Below are 12883 nucleotides of genomic sequence, written 5' to 3'. Positions count from 1 at the left end.
AAGGGGCGGTTCGGGCCGTGATGCATGAGGTGTGTCAGGTCGCAGAGGGTGGGGTGACGCCTGCTCTGGTCGCCGGGCTGCTGGGGTGACGCTCAGGTCGGCAGCCGTGTCATGAGGCCGTGTGACGATCCGGGCGGTCGGTCAGCTGGGCGAGCGGAGGAAGCGGTGGCCAGAACGGTGGGTCGACAGGCGGCAGCACTGACGAAGGCGCGGGAGCGACGACGGGCGTTGGACGCCGCCCGCGATGAGCACGACCGTCGGGTCGAGGAGGCGACGGCGGAGGCGTTGGTGGCCCTGGAGGCGCGAAGCGAGGCGGAGCAGGCCCTGGCAGTGGCGACGGCGGCACTCGGCGAGACGCTCCGTACCTTGCTCGCCGAGGACGTGTCCGCAGAGCGAGCGGCCGCGCTGCTGGAGCTGGATCCCGCCGAGGTCCGGCGGCTGACGAAGACGACCGACCGACCGGCGGCCACAGCCAAGTGACGCGAAATCGACCGAAGTGACTCCAGTGGTCCTCCCCGTGGAGCGGACGAGGATCCGCTGTGACGGCTGGCGGAGTCGCGGCGCTTCGAGGCGGCTCAACCAGAGGTGGCGGCCAGTCCTACACGCGCTAGTAGCCTGGCTTCAGTCCTTGGGGGGGTGGCATGTCGGCGCGACGCATGTGGGCACTGCTACTGCTCGCTGCTGTCTTCAGCATGCACGGGGTCCAGTGCATGGCGACCGACGTCGCCGACCACGGGATGACCGAAGCAGGACACGTCCCGTCTGCCCTGTCCGTGCAGGCGGTGGAAATCGACTCAGCGCTCGCCGCCGCACCTCACCTGTCGCCCGCGACGATGTCTGCTGCAATGACTATGGCCGTCGCCGCCAATCTCTCTCCGGACGGTTCTCCGCCCCACGGCTCGGCCTTGATGGCGGTCTGCCTGGCCGTGGTCCTCACTGGCGTGAGTGCGCTGGCTGCGGCAACGCTGATCGGTCGAGCATCGGCATCGAGCGTTCGCGCTCGGGCTCCTTCTCCGATGTGGCACACCGGGTGGTCGAGGGTCCCTCGACCACCGGACTTGTCCGCTCTCTGTCTTCTGCGGATCTAGGCCGAATGCCCTGACCCGACTCCGCCCATAGCTCAGTCGGGTCCTGCGCGCACGCCTATGACCTACAACTGCAGGAGAATTCTGATGACTCGCACGACCGCACGACTCGTCCGCCTGGCCGGCGGACTCCTGGCAGGAACCGTCGTTCTCGCCGGCTGCTCCGGTGGGAGCGACGGCACCAGAGCTGACGACGGTGCCGATCGCAGTGCCGGCGCCACCAGCTCCGCCAGCGCGACCACCCACAACGAGGCCGACGTCGCATTCGTCCAGGGCATGCTCCCGCACCACGAGGGGGCCCTGCGCATGGCTCAGCTCGCCGACGGCCGGGCCTCCGACCCGAGGGTGATCGACCTGGCCGACCGAATCGAGGCGGCGCAGGGGCCGGAGATCGAGACGATGACCGGCTGGCTCGAGGAGTGGGGCGAGCCGCTGCCCGAGGAGGACATGGGCGGCATGGACCACGGCTCCGGCGGCATGGACATGGAAGGGATGTCCGAGGAGGACATGACGGCGCTGGACTCTTCTTCCGGCGCTGAGTTCGATCGCATGTTCCTGGACATGATGATTCCGCACCACCAGGGCGCCGTGGAGATGGCCGAGACGGAGATCGCCGACGGTTCTGATCAGGACGCCGTCGAGATGGCTCGGGAGATCGTCGAGTCGCAGACCGCTGAGATCCAGGAGATGCAGACGCTGCTGACCGAGCTGGGCGGCTGACGCCGCGACGGGTGGCGCTGTTCCGGACGCGGGACAGCGCCACTCGTCGACAGCTCTGCGCGCTCCAGGCCACCGGGCCGGAGCGCTCCCTCGTCATCAGCCGCTCCGTCTCGAAGGACCACCCCATGCGTTCTGACCTGCGTCGCCCGGCTACATCTGTTCATGCCGCTCGTCGTTCCCCGATGGCTCGAGTTCGTGGGATCGCGAGAGCGCTTTCTGTGGCGGCGGCCTCCGCGCTGCTTGTCGCGGGTTGCACCTCCTCGACCGCGCAGTCGGAGACCGAGCCGGACGGAGTGACGGCCGGCATGCTCCCCTCCAGCCATATCCACGGTGTCGCGATCGACCCAGCTGACGGGCAACTTCTCCTGGCCACGCACGACGGGCTCTTCGGAGTGGGCGATGACGGAGAGTCGACCCATATAGGGCCGGTCATCGACCTGATGGGCTTCGCTGTCCGCGGACCGGGGCATTTCCTCGCCTCCGGGCATCCCGGGCCGGACGTCGACCTGCCGGAGCCGGTCGGGCTGATCGAGTCGACGGACGGCGGCCGGACGTGGGAACCGCGATCCCGGCAGGGCGAGTCCGACTTCCATGCGCTGACGGTCAGCGATGCGGGGGTCCTCGGTTACGACGGCTCCCTCGTGCGGAGCGCCGACGGCGACGAGTGGGAGCAGCTACTGATTCCGGCGGCTCCGGCGACACTCGCCGCAGCACCGGACGGGCGGACGATCCTCGCCACCACTGAGCAGGGTCTCCTCAGCTCCGTCGACGGCGGTAGCTCCTGGGTCCGGAACGACGGTGCACCGCTCCTCCAGGTGGTCGACTGGGCCGACGACGGCATGAACGTCGCGGGCGTGGACCCGTCCGGTTCGGTGTGGACGAGCGCGGACGGAGCCGCTACCTGGCAGGCGGGGCCCAAGCTGGAATCACCCCCGCAGGCTGTGGCGGCGACCTCCTCGGCGGGGGGCTCGCTGCGGATCGCCGTCGTGACGGCCACGGCGTTGGTGGAGTCGGACGACGGCGGACTCACATTTGATGTGGTCTTGGGGGACTGAGGCGTGGCGGGATGAGTCAGCACTGGGAGCCGAACAGCTCTCTATCTGCCGCCCCGGTCGATGCCCGCCCAGGTCCTCCTCGGGTGAGTACTCGGTGCGTCGTTGCATTACACCCCCCGGGGGTATACGGTCTCATGGTGTAGGTACTGGCAGGGGGTATGCGTCGGTCGGTGTAGGAACCTGTCGGGCCACACAGGAGGCCAGCAGTCTCGCGGCTTATCCAGCGCAAGGACGACTGCCTCAGGCTCTTCGTCGGATGGAAGGGGAGGTTCGAGGCCTCCAGCCCGTGGTCGAGGCAGACGAAAGGTCCGCGAGGTGATCGAGGCCATCGCCCGCCGGGTCCGCTCCTGGAACAGGACCACCAGAATGAACATCCACGGCAATGCACGTCCATGAGGGATCGAAAGGACAATTCGAGATGAGTACCGCCACGTACAGCGTCGTCGGCATGACCTGCGGCCACTGCGTCAACTCCGTGGCCGAAGAGGTCCGCCAGGTTCCCGGCGTCACCGACGTCAGCGTCGATCTCGCCACCGGTGGACTCACCGTCAGCGCCGTGGCCGATGTGGACGACGGTGCCGTGCGCACTGCCGTTGAAGAAGCCGGGTATCAGGTAGCCGAGCCCGTCAACCTGCTCGCAGGGGCTGGAGAGCAGACGTCCGGGTGTGGCTGCGGCTGCAGCTGAAAGTCTGCGCCCGGAGGCTGTTCGTGGGGTACCGCTAGCGGCCCATCGCCGGCCCATTCCGACGTCCGCCACGCGGGCGGCGGCACCGCAGGCAGCTGACCGAAAGTGGCCTTGTGTCGGCACGACTCGGATGGCGCCCCTTCGGGAGCCGTCGCGCTGTAAGTGCCGGCCGTGGCGCAGCTCCGCGTCCTCATCATAGGCCCGAAGGTGCTCAGGGTGGTCACGGTCCCGGACGAGACCGGGACCGTGACCGCCGGCTGGAGACCCCTGCTCGAGTCGTCACCGTCAGGGACATGTGGCCGCCCTTACCGCGATCACTCCGACGCGCAGTCCCGCAGGGCCGAACCCTCGAAGTCGGGAACGCCGCGGGCCTGCGCCTCCTCGGCCGTGGCGGCCTCCCCGTTCTCCTCGATGTCCTGGATCAGCCACTCCATCTCGGCGATCTCGCGCTCCTGGGCCTTGATGATCTCGACGGCGAGCTGGCACACCCGGACGTCGGTGATGTCGGCGCGCTCGGACCGGGTGATGGCTAGCGAGTGGTGCGGGATCATCGCGTTCATCCACGCGGAGTCCTGCACGGTGGCCTGGCTGCGGTCCAGCGCGATGCCGCCGCCCAGCAGCAGGAGGCTCACCGCCACGATCGCGATGTTGCCCTTCATGTTCTTGTACATGTTGAGCATCCAGCCGAGCATGATCAACCCCATGGTGCCGCCCATGGTGACCGCCATGAACACGCGGCTCTGGCTGAACTGGACGTGGCTCCACTCCCACGTGCCGGCGAACATCGTGAAGTACATGACGACCATGGACGTCGTGATCATGGCCGCGAAGCGCAGGTACATCTTCGTCTCGTGGGACATGCCGCCGTCCTGACCGTGTTCCTTCGTCTCGTCGCTCTTCTTGGTCGCCATGGATCCGATCTCCGTCCTGGCTGTCATCGGTGGGGAGGAACTCCGCAAACCAATGACTGCATCGTCACGCGAGCCGTTCGCCGCAGCCTGCGACGTCACATGTGTGTTGTTGCAGCGGTATCGGCCGAGGCGCGAGACCGCTGCATGGGTAGATGTTGGTTGGCGTACGTCGATCGCCCGAATGCCCGTACGGTCATACGGGTAAACCGAAGAGTCGGTACCGCCGTCGGGACAGCTGGCGTTGCGATCACGACAAACTCGCCATGAGTGCCGACTTGTTCGGCATCGACCGGGCGACATCAGCCCGCGACGCCGGACGACTGGACGAAGAGCGAGCCGATCTGTGGAGGCGATGGCGTCGGGTGTCGTTGTGACCACGATGCCTTCGGCGGTCGGCGGTGGCAGCTCGACGATCAGCGCCGCTGGAGCGATGGTTCGGCCCCGGGGCGTCGTTTAGGCCGCTCTTGCCCTGGCGCCGTCGGGGCCGGCCCACCGTGCAGTGCCTGTCAGCCCAGCGAGCCGATGAGGTCTCGGCACGCCTGCTCGCAGCGCCGACAGGCCTCGGCGCAGATTCGGCAGTGCTCGTGCATCGAGGCATGGCTCTCGCACTCGTCGCCGCACGCCTTGCAGGCGGCAGCGCAGGCCTCGAGCACCGCCCGGGTGAGGTTGGCGTCGTAGCCGGTGTGCCGGGAGAGCACGCGGCCGGTGGCGTCGCAGATGTCGGCGCAGTCAGTGTTCGTGCGGATGCACTTCGTCAGCTCGGCGACCTTGTCCTCGCTGAGGCAGGCGTCGGCACAGGCGGTGCAGGCCTGGGCGCACTCGAAGCAGGCCTCGATGCAGGCCAGCAGCTTCTGCTTGTCCACCCCGCCGAGATCCTTGGGGTAGGTGTCGAGCATCTGGGCTGCCACGGTCATGGTTGCCTCCTCGGGTTGCCGGCGCCGGCTGGCTCGGATGTCGCCCGGATCGGGCGCTGACGATTCCGGCGGTACCCGCAGACCCGTACGGGTATGGGCGGCCTGGAGGTGTTTCTCGATGTCTGAACCTGACCACGCCCATCCGGTCGACCCGGAACGTGTCGCGCACGCCCGTGCCCGGCTGCCGAGCCGGGAGGAAGTCGCCCAGCTGACCAGCGTGCTGAGCCTGATGGCCGATCCCACCCGGGCCCGAGTCCTGTTCGCGCTCGACATGGTGGACGAGCTCTGTGTCGGCGATCTCGCACTGGCCCTGGAGGCCAACGAGGACGCCGTGGGGTACGCGCTCCGGTTGTTGCGCACGGCGGGACTGGTGACCAACCGGAAGCAGGGGCGCGTCGTGTTCTACCGCCTGGCCGAGGGTTTCCCCGAGCCGCTGCGGGAACACTGCCTCCGCCAGTTGGTCGTCCTTTCGGAAGCGGCGCCGGACGACGACTGACAGTTGGGTGTCGACGCTGGCACGGCTGCCAAAGGCGGGGTGATCGTCGCCGCGCGAACATCCACGACCGCCCCTACAGTCGGCCACACCCGGACGGTCGTCCGGATGATCGCTGTCGTATCCCCGGCCCGATACCGGCCGCTCCCAGCGGCATCTCCGTTGAGGGGAGGAGAGCGCCATGGTCGCGCTGCTGTCGCTGGCCGCCCTGGTCGGGGCCGGGATCGTCGGGCTGTACGCGCTGTCGGCGGCGTTGCGCACCGCCCGGGAGCCCGCCGCCGTGCTGCCGTCACGAGTCGGGCCTGCTCCCACAGCAGCACGCCGTCTCCCGCTACCACGCGCGGTGGTACGCGGTCACGGTCCTCTTCCTGGCCTTCGACATGGAGATGATCTTCATGTACCCGTGGGCGGTCGTGGTCGCGGACATGGGGACGACGGCCGTCGTCGAGATGTTCGGCTTCCTCGCCGTGCTGCTCGTCGGTGTCACGTACGTCTGGCGTGAAGGTGCGCTGCGATGGACGTGATCGCTCGGCTGCGGACCTGGGCGCTGGCGAGGCCGCGGGTGCTGCTCGTCGACGCCCCGGGCGTGACGATGCTCCGGTGGTCCGTCGAGGCCGAGTTGGACCGGCGCGGCTGGCCGTGCGCCGTGTCGCCTGCGGACACCGACTTGCTGGTCGTCCTCGGCGAACCCGGACCCGAGCTGGCAGAAGCCGTCGAGGTGCTGTGGAGCCAGGTCCTCGAGCCGCGGCACCGAGTGGACGTGCAGCGCACCGAGGACTTCGCCGTTGCTCTGGACCAGGGCCGAGCTGCGCTGGTCCGGCCGGCCGAATCAGGAACGAAGGGGGACGGCCGGCCGTCGCCGGCCTCGTTGCTCGGGAAGGACGAGAAAGAGGACGCCCAGGACGAGGGCATGGGCCAGGCCGGTCACGAGGGCATGGGCCAGGCCGGTCACGAGGGCATGGGCCAGGCCGGTCACGAGGGCATGGACCACGGCGGTGGTCACGAGGGCATGGACCACGGCGGTGAGGTGGCCGGGCTGCCGATGGCCTCGACCGGCCCGGACCGGGATGGGCTCGAACTCGACGTTCTGAAGGTGGCGCTCGGGCCGGTACTGCTGGGCTGGCCGACTGGTCTGGTGTTGCGGGCGGATCTGCAGGGTGACGTCCTCACCTCCGCAGAACTGGCCTGGCTCGACGCCGGCACCGTTTCCACCGCGCATGACCAGTCCAACTCCCAGCGGGCCGCACTCGACCGGCTCGCCCACTTCCTCGACGTGGCCGGCTGGCCGACGGCCGCCCGCGACGCACGCCGCGCCCGGGACAGGGTGGCCGAGGAAGCCAATCGAGATGAGGCGCAGCGGCTCGCCGAGGCCGTGGCGCGGCGGGTGAGCCGGTCGCGGACCTTGGCGTGGACGGCCGGAGGCATCGGGAGGCGCGGATCTGGGGGAGACGCCCTGGACCGGGTCAGGCGTTGGTGCGACATGGCGTCGGGGCAGCCGGTCGAGGACTTGCCCGCGATGTCACTGGACGGCGTCGCAGCCCTGGTGGAGGGCGCCGAGATCGGGAGCGCACGGCTGATCGTGGCCAGCCTCGACCTCAGCCCCGTGTCCGCAGTCTCGGCTCCGGAGCACCTGCATGCCTGAGCAGACTCTGGCGGAGGCGTGGGGGCTGGTCCCGGCAGTCCTTGGGATCGTGGCGGTCGGTCTGGTCCTAGGCGTCGTGGTGACGGCGGTCGACCGCGTCGTCGTCTTCGGCGCGCCTGGGGCCGCTGTCGAGCCGATCCGCTCGAGCGCGCGTCTGCTGGTCGAGCAGCGGCGGACGACTCTGGCGCCGGATCGGCTGCTGTGGCGAACCGGGTGCGTCGCTGTGCCGACACTGGCGCTGCTGTCTCTGGCGGTGGTACCCGTGGCTGGCCGAACCCTGTGGTCGACCAGCGCCGATCTCGTGTGGTTCAACGCCATGGAGGCACTGCTGTGGGCGGCGGTGTGGCTGGTCGGCTGGGGTCCGAATGCCGTCCATGCCCTGACCGGTGGATACCGATTTCTCGCCCAGGGCCTGGCCTATGAGCTGCCGCTGATGTTCGCGCTCATCACGGCTGGCCTGGGGGCCGGCTCACTGCGCACGACGGACGTCGTGGCCGCGCAGGAGAGCCTGTGGTTCGTGGTCACGATGCCGGTCGCCTTCGTGGTCTTTGTGGCCAGCGCCGCGGCCTTCGCCTTCTGGGGGCCGTTCGCCGCACCGGCCGCAGCTGACATCGCCGGCGGCATCACCTCGGAACTGTCCGGGGTGGACTCGGCTGCTGGTGGAGGCCGGTCGCGCCGTCTTCCTCGGCGCGAGCGCGGCCATGGCGGCGGCGCTGTTCCTCGGCGGCGACTCCGGCCCCTGGTTGCCCGGCCCGCTGTGGCACCTGCTGAAGACCCTGGCCGTCGTCGCTGCTCTGGTCTGGGTGGGACGACGGATGCCGGTGCTGCGGCCCGACCGCACGGTGGAGGTCGGCTGGATGGTCCTCGTCCCGCTGACGCTCCTGCAGGCGTTGGTCGTCGCCGTGCTCGTCCTGAACGGGTTCTACGCGTGAGGAGGAGCCGATGCTGAGCGACCTCTCCGGCTGGGCGATCACGGCCGTCGCCGTCCTCGGGGTCCTGTCGGTCGCCGCGGGGGTCGCCGTCTTCGTCGTCGACTCGATGGCACGGGCGACCTTCGCCCTGCTGGCGTCGTTTCTCGCCGTGGCGGGCGTCCTGCTCGCCCTCGACCTGGTCTACCTGGCCGTCGTGACGGCGCTGATGATGACGATCGAGATGGCGATCATGGCCGTCTTCATGATCATGTTCATGATGAACCCGGCCGGGCTCATGCCGATGACGATGGTGCACAACGCCAAAGGCTCGGCCGCGGTCGGCGCGGGAGTCTTCGTCCTCCTCGCGGTGGGCATCTGGACGATCGACTGGCCGACGACGAACCCGGTTCGCCCCGACGACAGCACCCGCCAGCTCGGCGAGGCGATCATGGGCAGCCACATGCTGGTCATGCTGGTGATCGGCATCGGGCTGTTCACCACGATCCTGGCCGGCACCGTTCTGGCCACCTCGCGCGGCCGTTACGACCGCCTCGGCCCGGGTCTTGACGCCGAGCACCCGGACGACCCGGTGCCCGGGGGACTGCGCCGATGACCGCCGAACTGGTGCTCCAGATCGTGCTGACCGTCGCCGCCGGCCTGATCGGCGTCGGGCTGTTCGGGGCGTTGTCCCAGCAGACGATCGTCATGGTGATGATGGGCCTCGAGCTCGTCCTCAACGGTGTGCTGTTGGCCGGGGGAGCGGCCTGGTACTTCCTCGCGCCGGAGCTCCCCGACGCCCAGATGCTGGTCGTCGTCGCCCTGGTGGTTATGGCGGTGGAGATGGCCATGGGCTTCGCCGTCACTGTCGCCTTCTATCGAGCTCGGCAGCTCGACATGATCGACATGGCGTCGGACCTGCGCGGATGAGCGCCGTCCTCGGCGCGCTGGTGCTGCTCCCCGCCCTGACCGGTGCGGGGCTGCTGGTCGCCGGTCGGCGGGCCGATCGCGCCGCCGGCCCGCTGGCCGTGGCCGTTACGGGGGTCGGCGTGGCACTGGCAGCGCTGGTGGCCGGGACCCGGCCGCGCCTGTCGGTGCCATTCCTCGGAGTCGTCGAGGGCGGGGACCTCCGCCTGGTCGTCGACGGGCTCTCCGCCGTGCTGATCGTCCTGGTCGCGGGGATCGCCCTGCTGGTCACGCTCTTCGCCGTCGCGGACCTGCCGGGGAACACGGCGCGGGCCCGCTTCTTCGGCTATCTGCTGTTGTTCGTTGCGGCCATGCTGGCGACGGTCACCGCGGCAACCTTGCCCACGCTTCTGTTGGCGTGGGAGGTCATGGGGGCGACCTCCTACGCGCTCATCGGCTACCACTGGGAAGAGCCGGGCAAGCTGGCCGCCGGCACCCGGGCGTTCGTGACAACCCGGGCCGGGGATCTCGGCCTGTACGTCGCCGCCGGGGCGGCACTGGCCGCGACCGGGAGCCTGGTGCTGGCCGATCTGGAGAGCGCCAACGGCGGCTGGGCGGACATGGCCGCCGCCGGCGTACTGGTCGCCGCGCTCGGCAAGTCGGCGCAGCTGCCCTTCTCGGCCTGGCTCTCGGCCGCGATGCAGGGGCCGAGCCCGGTGAGCGCGCTGCTGCACTCGGCCACGATGGTGGCCGCCGGTGGATACCTGCTGATCCGAATGCAGCCACTGCTCGCCGCGACCGGCTGGGCCGCAACGGCGGCGGCGTGGGCGGGGGCGTTGACCGCCCTGGTCCTGGGTGCCGTGGCCGTGGCGCAGACCGACCTCAAGCAGCTGCTCGCGGCCAGCACCGCCGCGCAGATCGGCTTCGTCGTCCTCGCCGCCGGGGTGGGGGCGACAGCCGGCGGGACGGCGCAGCTCGTCGCGCACGCCGCGGTGAAGGCCGGCCTTTTCGTCGCGGCCGCTGCCTGGCTCACCGCGCTGGGCACCAAGCAGCTAGCCGGTCTGCGGGGCGCCGCCCGCCGGTATCCGGGAATGGGAGCCGCGGCCACCGTCGCCGCCCTCGCCCTGGCCGGCGTGCCACCGCTGTCGCTGTGGGCCACCAAGGACGAGGTACTCGCCGGTGTCGACGGAACGGCCCTGCGGGTGGTGGGCCTTGCCGCCGCCGCCATCTCCGCGATCTACGCCGGTCGGATCCTGGCCGTCGTCCTCGCCAGGCCGGCGGGGGACGAGGCGTTCGACGAGGAGGAGCCGGGCACCCGGCGCGTCCCGGCCCTGACGCACGGCCGTCGCCGGCGTGCTGGCCGTGTTCGCCGCCGGGCTGGGTGTGCTCGCGCTGCCGGCCGTGGTAGAGGAATTCAAGGCGGTCCTGGACGTGGAGGGGGAGCCGTCCCCGGGGTTGGGGGAGCTGCTGCTCTCCGGGGCGCTCGCGCTGGTGGCCCTGGGGCTGACCGTCGCCGTGGTCCGGGCCCGCCCTGCCGTCATGGAGCAGCTCTCTCGGGGTCCGCTCGCCTCGTGGGCCGGGCTGGGACGGCTGCTATCGCCGCGACCGGCCATGGCAGTGGCGCGGGTGCTAGCCACCGTGGACGACAGGGTGCTGGACCGGGCGGTGATGGGTGTGGCTGTCGGCGCCCGCCGGATTGCGAGCATGGCATCACGGGCGGACGACGGCGTCCTGGACAGCGCCGTGTCGGGAGTCGCCTCGGCGACCCGACGTACTGCCGCCGGGTCCGCGCGAATCGACACCGGAGTGGTGGACGGCGCGGTCCGCGCGATGGCGACGGCGTTCCGCCACGCGGGGAGTGCCGCGCGTCGTCCGCAGACGGGGCTACTGCACCAGTACTACGCCCAGGCCGTCGTCGGCCTGGGGTTCCTGCTCGTCCTGCTGCTCGTGGTGAGGTAGTCGTGCTGCTGACCGTCGTGATCTTCCTGCCGCTGGTGGCCGCCGGCGCGCTGCTGGCCGCCCGCCGGCTCAGCGGCCGCGCCGCCATCGGGCTGTGGGTGGCGGTCTCGGCCGTCGACCTGGCGCTGGTCGGCTGGATGTGGTGGCGCTTCGAGCCCGGCGAGGGCGCCTCGGGAGTCGTCGATGGCCTGGCGTACGAGGTGGACCTGCAGTGGATCCCCACGGTCGACGCCGGCTACCGCATCGGCGTCGACGGGCTCTCCCTGCCACTGCTGGCTCTGACCGGGGTGCTGTTCCTCGCTTGCGCCATCTACTCACTCCGAGAGCCGGACCGGCCGCACACCTACGCGGCGCTGTTCCTCTTTTTGCAGACCGCCTGCCTGGGCACGTTCGCCTCGCTCGACCTCATCCTCTTCTTCGTCTTCTTTGACCTGTCCATCGTCGGGATGTACTTCGTCATCGCCGGCTGGGGACACGGCAACGCCCGGCGCAGCGCACTGAAGTTCTTCCTCTACACGTTCATCGGGTCCCTGGCGCTGCTCGTGGGCTTCATCGGGCTGTTCCTCGGCAGCGAGGAGCGGACATTCGACATGGTGGCGCTGGCGGAGAACCCGCCGCTGGCGGACTGTCCGGTCGCCGGCGGCCTGGTCCTGCTGGCGATCGGTCTCGGCCTGGCGGTGAAGACGCCGCTGTTCCCGTTCCACACCTGGCTGCCCGACGCGCACACCGACGCCCCAGCTGCCGGGAGCGCCGTCCTCGCCGGGATCCTGCTCAAGCTCGGCACCTACGGGTTCGTGCGGATCGCCATGCCGATCCTGCCCGAGGCCTGGCAGCGATGGGCCATGGTCGCCGTCGTCGTCGGGGTGATCAGCGTGCTGCGTGGGGCGCCTTCGTCGCCCTCGCCCAGATCGACGTCAAACGGATGATCGCTTACACCTCGGTCAACCACATGGGCTACGTGCTCCTCGGCCTGGGCTCGGCCGGCCTGGTCGCCTCCGCAGACGAGGGTGCCCGGACCGTGGCCACGGTCGGGGCGATGTACCAGATGGTCAGCCACGGCCTGCTCACCGGCGCACTGTTCTTGCTCAGCGGCGTGCTGTGGTCCCGCGGGCGCACCTACGCTTTCGACCGCTGGGGCGGCCTGGCGAGGCCGGCGCCAGTCTTTGCGGCGTGCCTCGCGGTCGCCGCGTTCGGCTCCCTGGGATTGCCCGGCTTCTCCGGGTTCATTGCCGAGTTCCAGGTCTTCACCGGAGCCCTGCAAGCCGCGCCCGTCGCCACAGTGCTCGCCGTCGTCGGCATCCTCGTGACCGCGGGGCTGTTCCTGCTGGCCCTGCAGCGGCTGCTCACCGGCGACACCGTCGTCCCGTCCGAGACGGACCCCGATGAGACGGGGGAGGGCCCGGCTTCGGAGCGGACCGATGGCGGGACGGCGATTGCCACCCAGCCGCGGACGGCGACCCGAATGGCGGACCTGCGCGGACACGAGGTGGCCTCGATCGTCCCGCTCCTCGTGCTCGCCCTGGTCTTCGGAGTGCTCCCGCGTGCCCTGCTGGACGTGCTGGAGCCGGCTGCCATGGCGGTGGTGGAGCTGGTGTCCCGGTGACG

The 12883-nt window shown here is 70.2% G+C and carries 14 protein-coding genes and 1 pseudogene; 13 read left to right on the top strand and 2 right to left on the bottom strand.

From position 1 onward, the window contains the following. The first annotated feature begins 165 nt into the window (after nt 1-165). The 4 genes from JKP76_RS17795 (at nt 166) to JKP76_RS17780 (ending at nt 3545) form a co-directional block, all read left to right on the top strand. Nucleotides 166-480: a hypothetical protein gene (locus tag JKP76_RS17795; RefSeq protein WP_163208142.1), complete on the top strand. Its 315-nt coding sequence runs from the start codon at nt 166-168 to the stop codon at nt 478-480. A gap of 665 nt (nt 481-1145) precedes the next feature. Then, entirely contained in the window at nt 1146-1805 is a 660-nt protein-coding gene (locus JKP76_RS17790) for a DUF305 domain-containing protein (protein WP_242471999.1), read from the top strand. 305 nt (nt 1806-2110) lie between these two features. Further along, nucleotides 2111-2860 carry a F510_1955 family glycosylhydrolase gene (locus tag JKP76_RS17785; RefSeq protein WP_200492151.1) on the top strand — a complete coding sequence of 250 codons (750 nt, stop codon included), beginning with the start codon at nt 2111-2113 and terminating at the stop codon, nt 2858-2860. 418 nt (nt 2861-3278) lie between these two features. Beyond that, nucleotides 3279-3545 carry a heavy-metal-associated domain-containing protein gene (locus JKP76_RS17780; protein WP_163208138.1) on the top strand — a complete coding sequence of 89 codons (267 nt, stop codon included), beginning with the start codon at nt 3279-3281 and terminating at the stop codon, nt 3543-3545. Nucleotides 3546-3859: 314 nt separating this feature from the next. Here JKP76_RS17780 and JKP76_RS17775 read toward each other — a convergent pair whose 3' ends face one another. Both JKP76_RS17775 and JKP76_RS17770 read right to left on the bottom strand, forming a co-directional pair. Further along, nucleotides 3860-4456 (bottom strand): DUF305 domain-containing protein, encoded by a 597-nt coding sequence (locus JKP76_RS17775; protein WP_163208136.1) that lies wholly within the window; start codon nt 4454-4456, stop codon nt 3860-3862. A 506-nt stretch (nt 4457-4962) separates the two neighbouring features. Next, nucleotides 4963-5370, bottom strand: a complete 408-nt coding sequence (locus tag JKP76_RS17770; RefSeq protein ID WP_163208134.1) for a four-helix bundle copper-binding protein — start codon at nt 5368-5370, stop codon at nt 4963-4965. A gap of 118 nt (nt 5371-5488) precedes the next feature. Between JKP76_RS17770 and JKP76_RS17765 the strand changes: the two genes are divergently transcribed. From JKP76_RS17765 to JKP76_RS21660, 9 genes and pseudogenes are all read left to right on the top strand, one after another. Then, nucleotides 5489-5866 (top strand): helix-turn-helix transcriptional regulator, encoded by a 378-nt coding sequence (locus JKP76_RS17765; RefSeq protein ID WP_200492150.1) that lies wholly within the window; start codon nt 5489-5491, stop codon nt 5864-5866. Next, nucleotides 5815-6387: an NADH-quinone oxidoreductase subunit A gene (locus JKP76_RS23635; RefSeq protein ID WP_309233075.1), complete on the top strand. Its 573-nt coding sequence runs from the start codon at nt 5815-5817 to the stop codon at nt 6385-6387. The genes JKP76_RS17765 and JKP76_RS23635 overlap by 52 nt, the downstream gene beginning before the upstream one ends. Nucleotides 6388-6425: 38 nt before the next feature. Further along, the gene (locus tag JKP76_RS17755) at nt 6426-7505 is read left to right on the top strand and encodes a hypothetical protein (protein WP_200492149.1); all 1080 of its coding nucleotides are present in this window, start codon (nt 6426-6428) and stop codon (nt 7503-7505) included. After that, nucleotides 7498-8094: pseudogene (locus JKP76_RS22775) on the top strand (NADH-quinone oxidoreductase subunit H); the annotation flags it as partial. The gene JKP76_RS17755 and the pseudogene JKP76_RS22775, both read left to right, overlap by 8 nt. 70 nt (nt 8095-8164) lie before the next feature. Next, nucleotides 8165-8437, top strand: coding sequence for an NADH-quinone oxidoreductase subunit H (locus JKP76_RS22770; RefSeq protein WP_309233036.1), 273 nt, complete (start codon nt 8165-8167; stop codon nt 8435-8437). Nucleotides 8438-8447: 10 nt separating this feature from the next. After that, entirely contained in the window at nt 8448-9029 is a 582-nt protein-coding gene (locus tag JKP76_RS17745) for an NADH-quinone oxidoreductase subunit J (protein WP_200492148.1), read from the top strand. Beyond that, nucleotides 9026-9343: an NADH-quinone oxidoreductase subunit K gene (locus tag JKP76_RS17740; protein WP_200492147.1), complete on the top strand. Its 318-nt coding sequence runs from the start codon at nt 9026-9028 to the stop codon at nt 9341-9343. Before JKP76_RS17745 ends, JKP76_RS17740 begins: the two co-directional genes overlap by 4 nt. Further along, a complete protein-coding gene (locus tag JKP76_RS17735) occupies nt 9340-12204 on the top strand; it encodes an NADH-quinone oxidoreductase subunit M (protein WP_242471998.1) in 2865 nt (954 codons plus the stop codon). The genes JKP76_RS17740 and JKP76_RS17735 overlap by 4 nt, the downstream gene beginning before the upstream one ends. Continuing rightward, complete coding sequence (locus JKP76_RS21660; protein ID WP_242471997.1) at nt 12201-12881, top strand: proton-conducting transporter membrane subunit; 681 nt, start codon at nt 12201-12203, stop codon at nt 12879-12881. The genes JKP76_RS17735 and JKP76_RS21660 overlap by 4 nt, the downstream gene beginning before the upstream one ends. The last annotated feature ends 2 nt before the right edge of the window (nt 12882-12883 follow it).

The organism is Blastococcus sp. TML/C7B (assembly GCF_016612845.1).
Taxonomy (GTDB): Bacteria; Actinomycetota; Actinomycetes; order Mycobacteriales; family Geodermatophilaceae; genus Blastococcus.
Note: the sequence above shows the minus strand (reverse complement) of the source record. Positions and strands in the feature narration are given on the sequence as shown.

Coding starts and splice junctions, on each gene's coding strand:
- JKP76_RS21660 (WP_242471997.1), top strand. CDS start 12,201: ATGATCGCTTACACCTCGGTCAACCACATGGGCTACGTGCTCCTCGGC.
- JKP76_RS17740 (WP_200492147.1), top strand. CDS start 9,026: ATGACCGCCGAACTGGTGCTCCAGATCGTGCTGACCGTCGCCGCCGGC.
- JKP76_RS17780 (WP_163208138.1), top strand. CDS start 3,279: ATGAGTACCGCCACGTACAGCGTCGTCGGCATGACCTGCGGCCACTGC.
- JKP76_RS17745 (WP_200492148.1), top strand. CDS start 8,448: ATGCTGAGCGACCTCTCCGGCTGGGCGATCACGGCCGTCGCCGTCCTC.
- JKP76_RS17775 (WP_163208136.1), bottom strand. CDS start 4,456: ATGGCGACCAAGAAGAGCGACGAGACGAAGGAACACGGTCAGGACGGC.
- JKP76_RS17765 (WP_200492150.1), top strand. CDS start 5,489: ATGTCTGAACCTGACCACGCCCATCCGGTCGACCCGGAACGTGTCGCG.
- JKP76_RS17785 (WP_200492151.1), top strand. CDS start 2,111: ATGCTCCCCTCCAGCCATATCCACGGTGTCGCGATCGACCCAGCTGAC.
- JKP76_RS17790 (WP_242471999.1), top strand. CDS start 1,146: ATGACCTACAACTGCAGGAGAATTCTGATGACTCGCACGACCGCACGA.
- JKP76_RS17735 (WP_242471998.1), top strand. CDS start 9,340: ATGAGCGCCGTCCTCGGCGCGCTGGTGCTGCTCCCCGCCCTGACCGGT.
- JKP76_RS17770 (WP_163208134.1), bottom strand. CDS start 5,370: ATGACCGTGGCAGCCCAGATGCTCGACACCTACCCCAAGGATCTCGGC.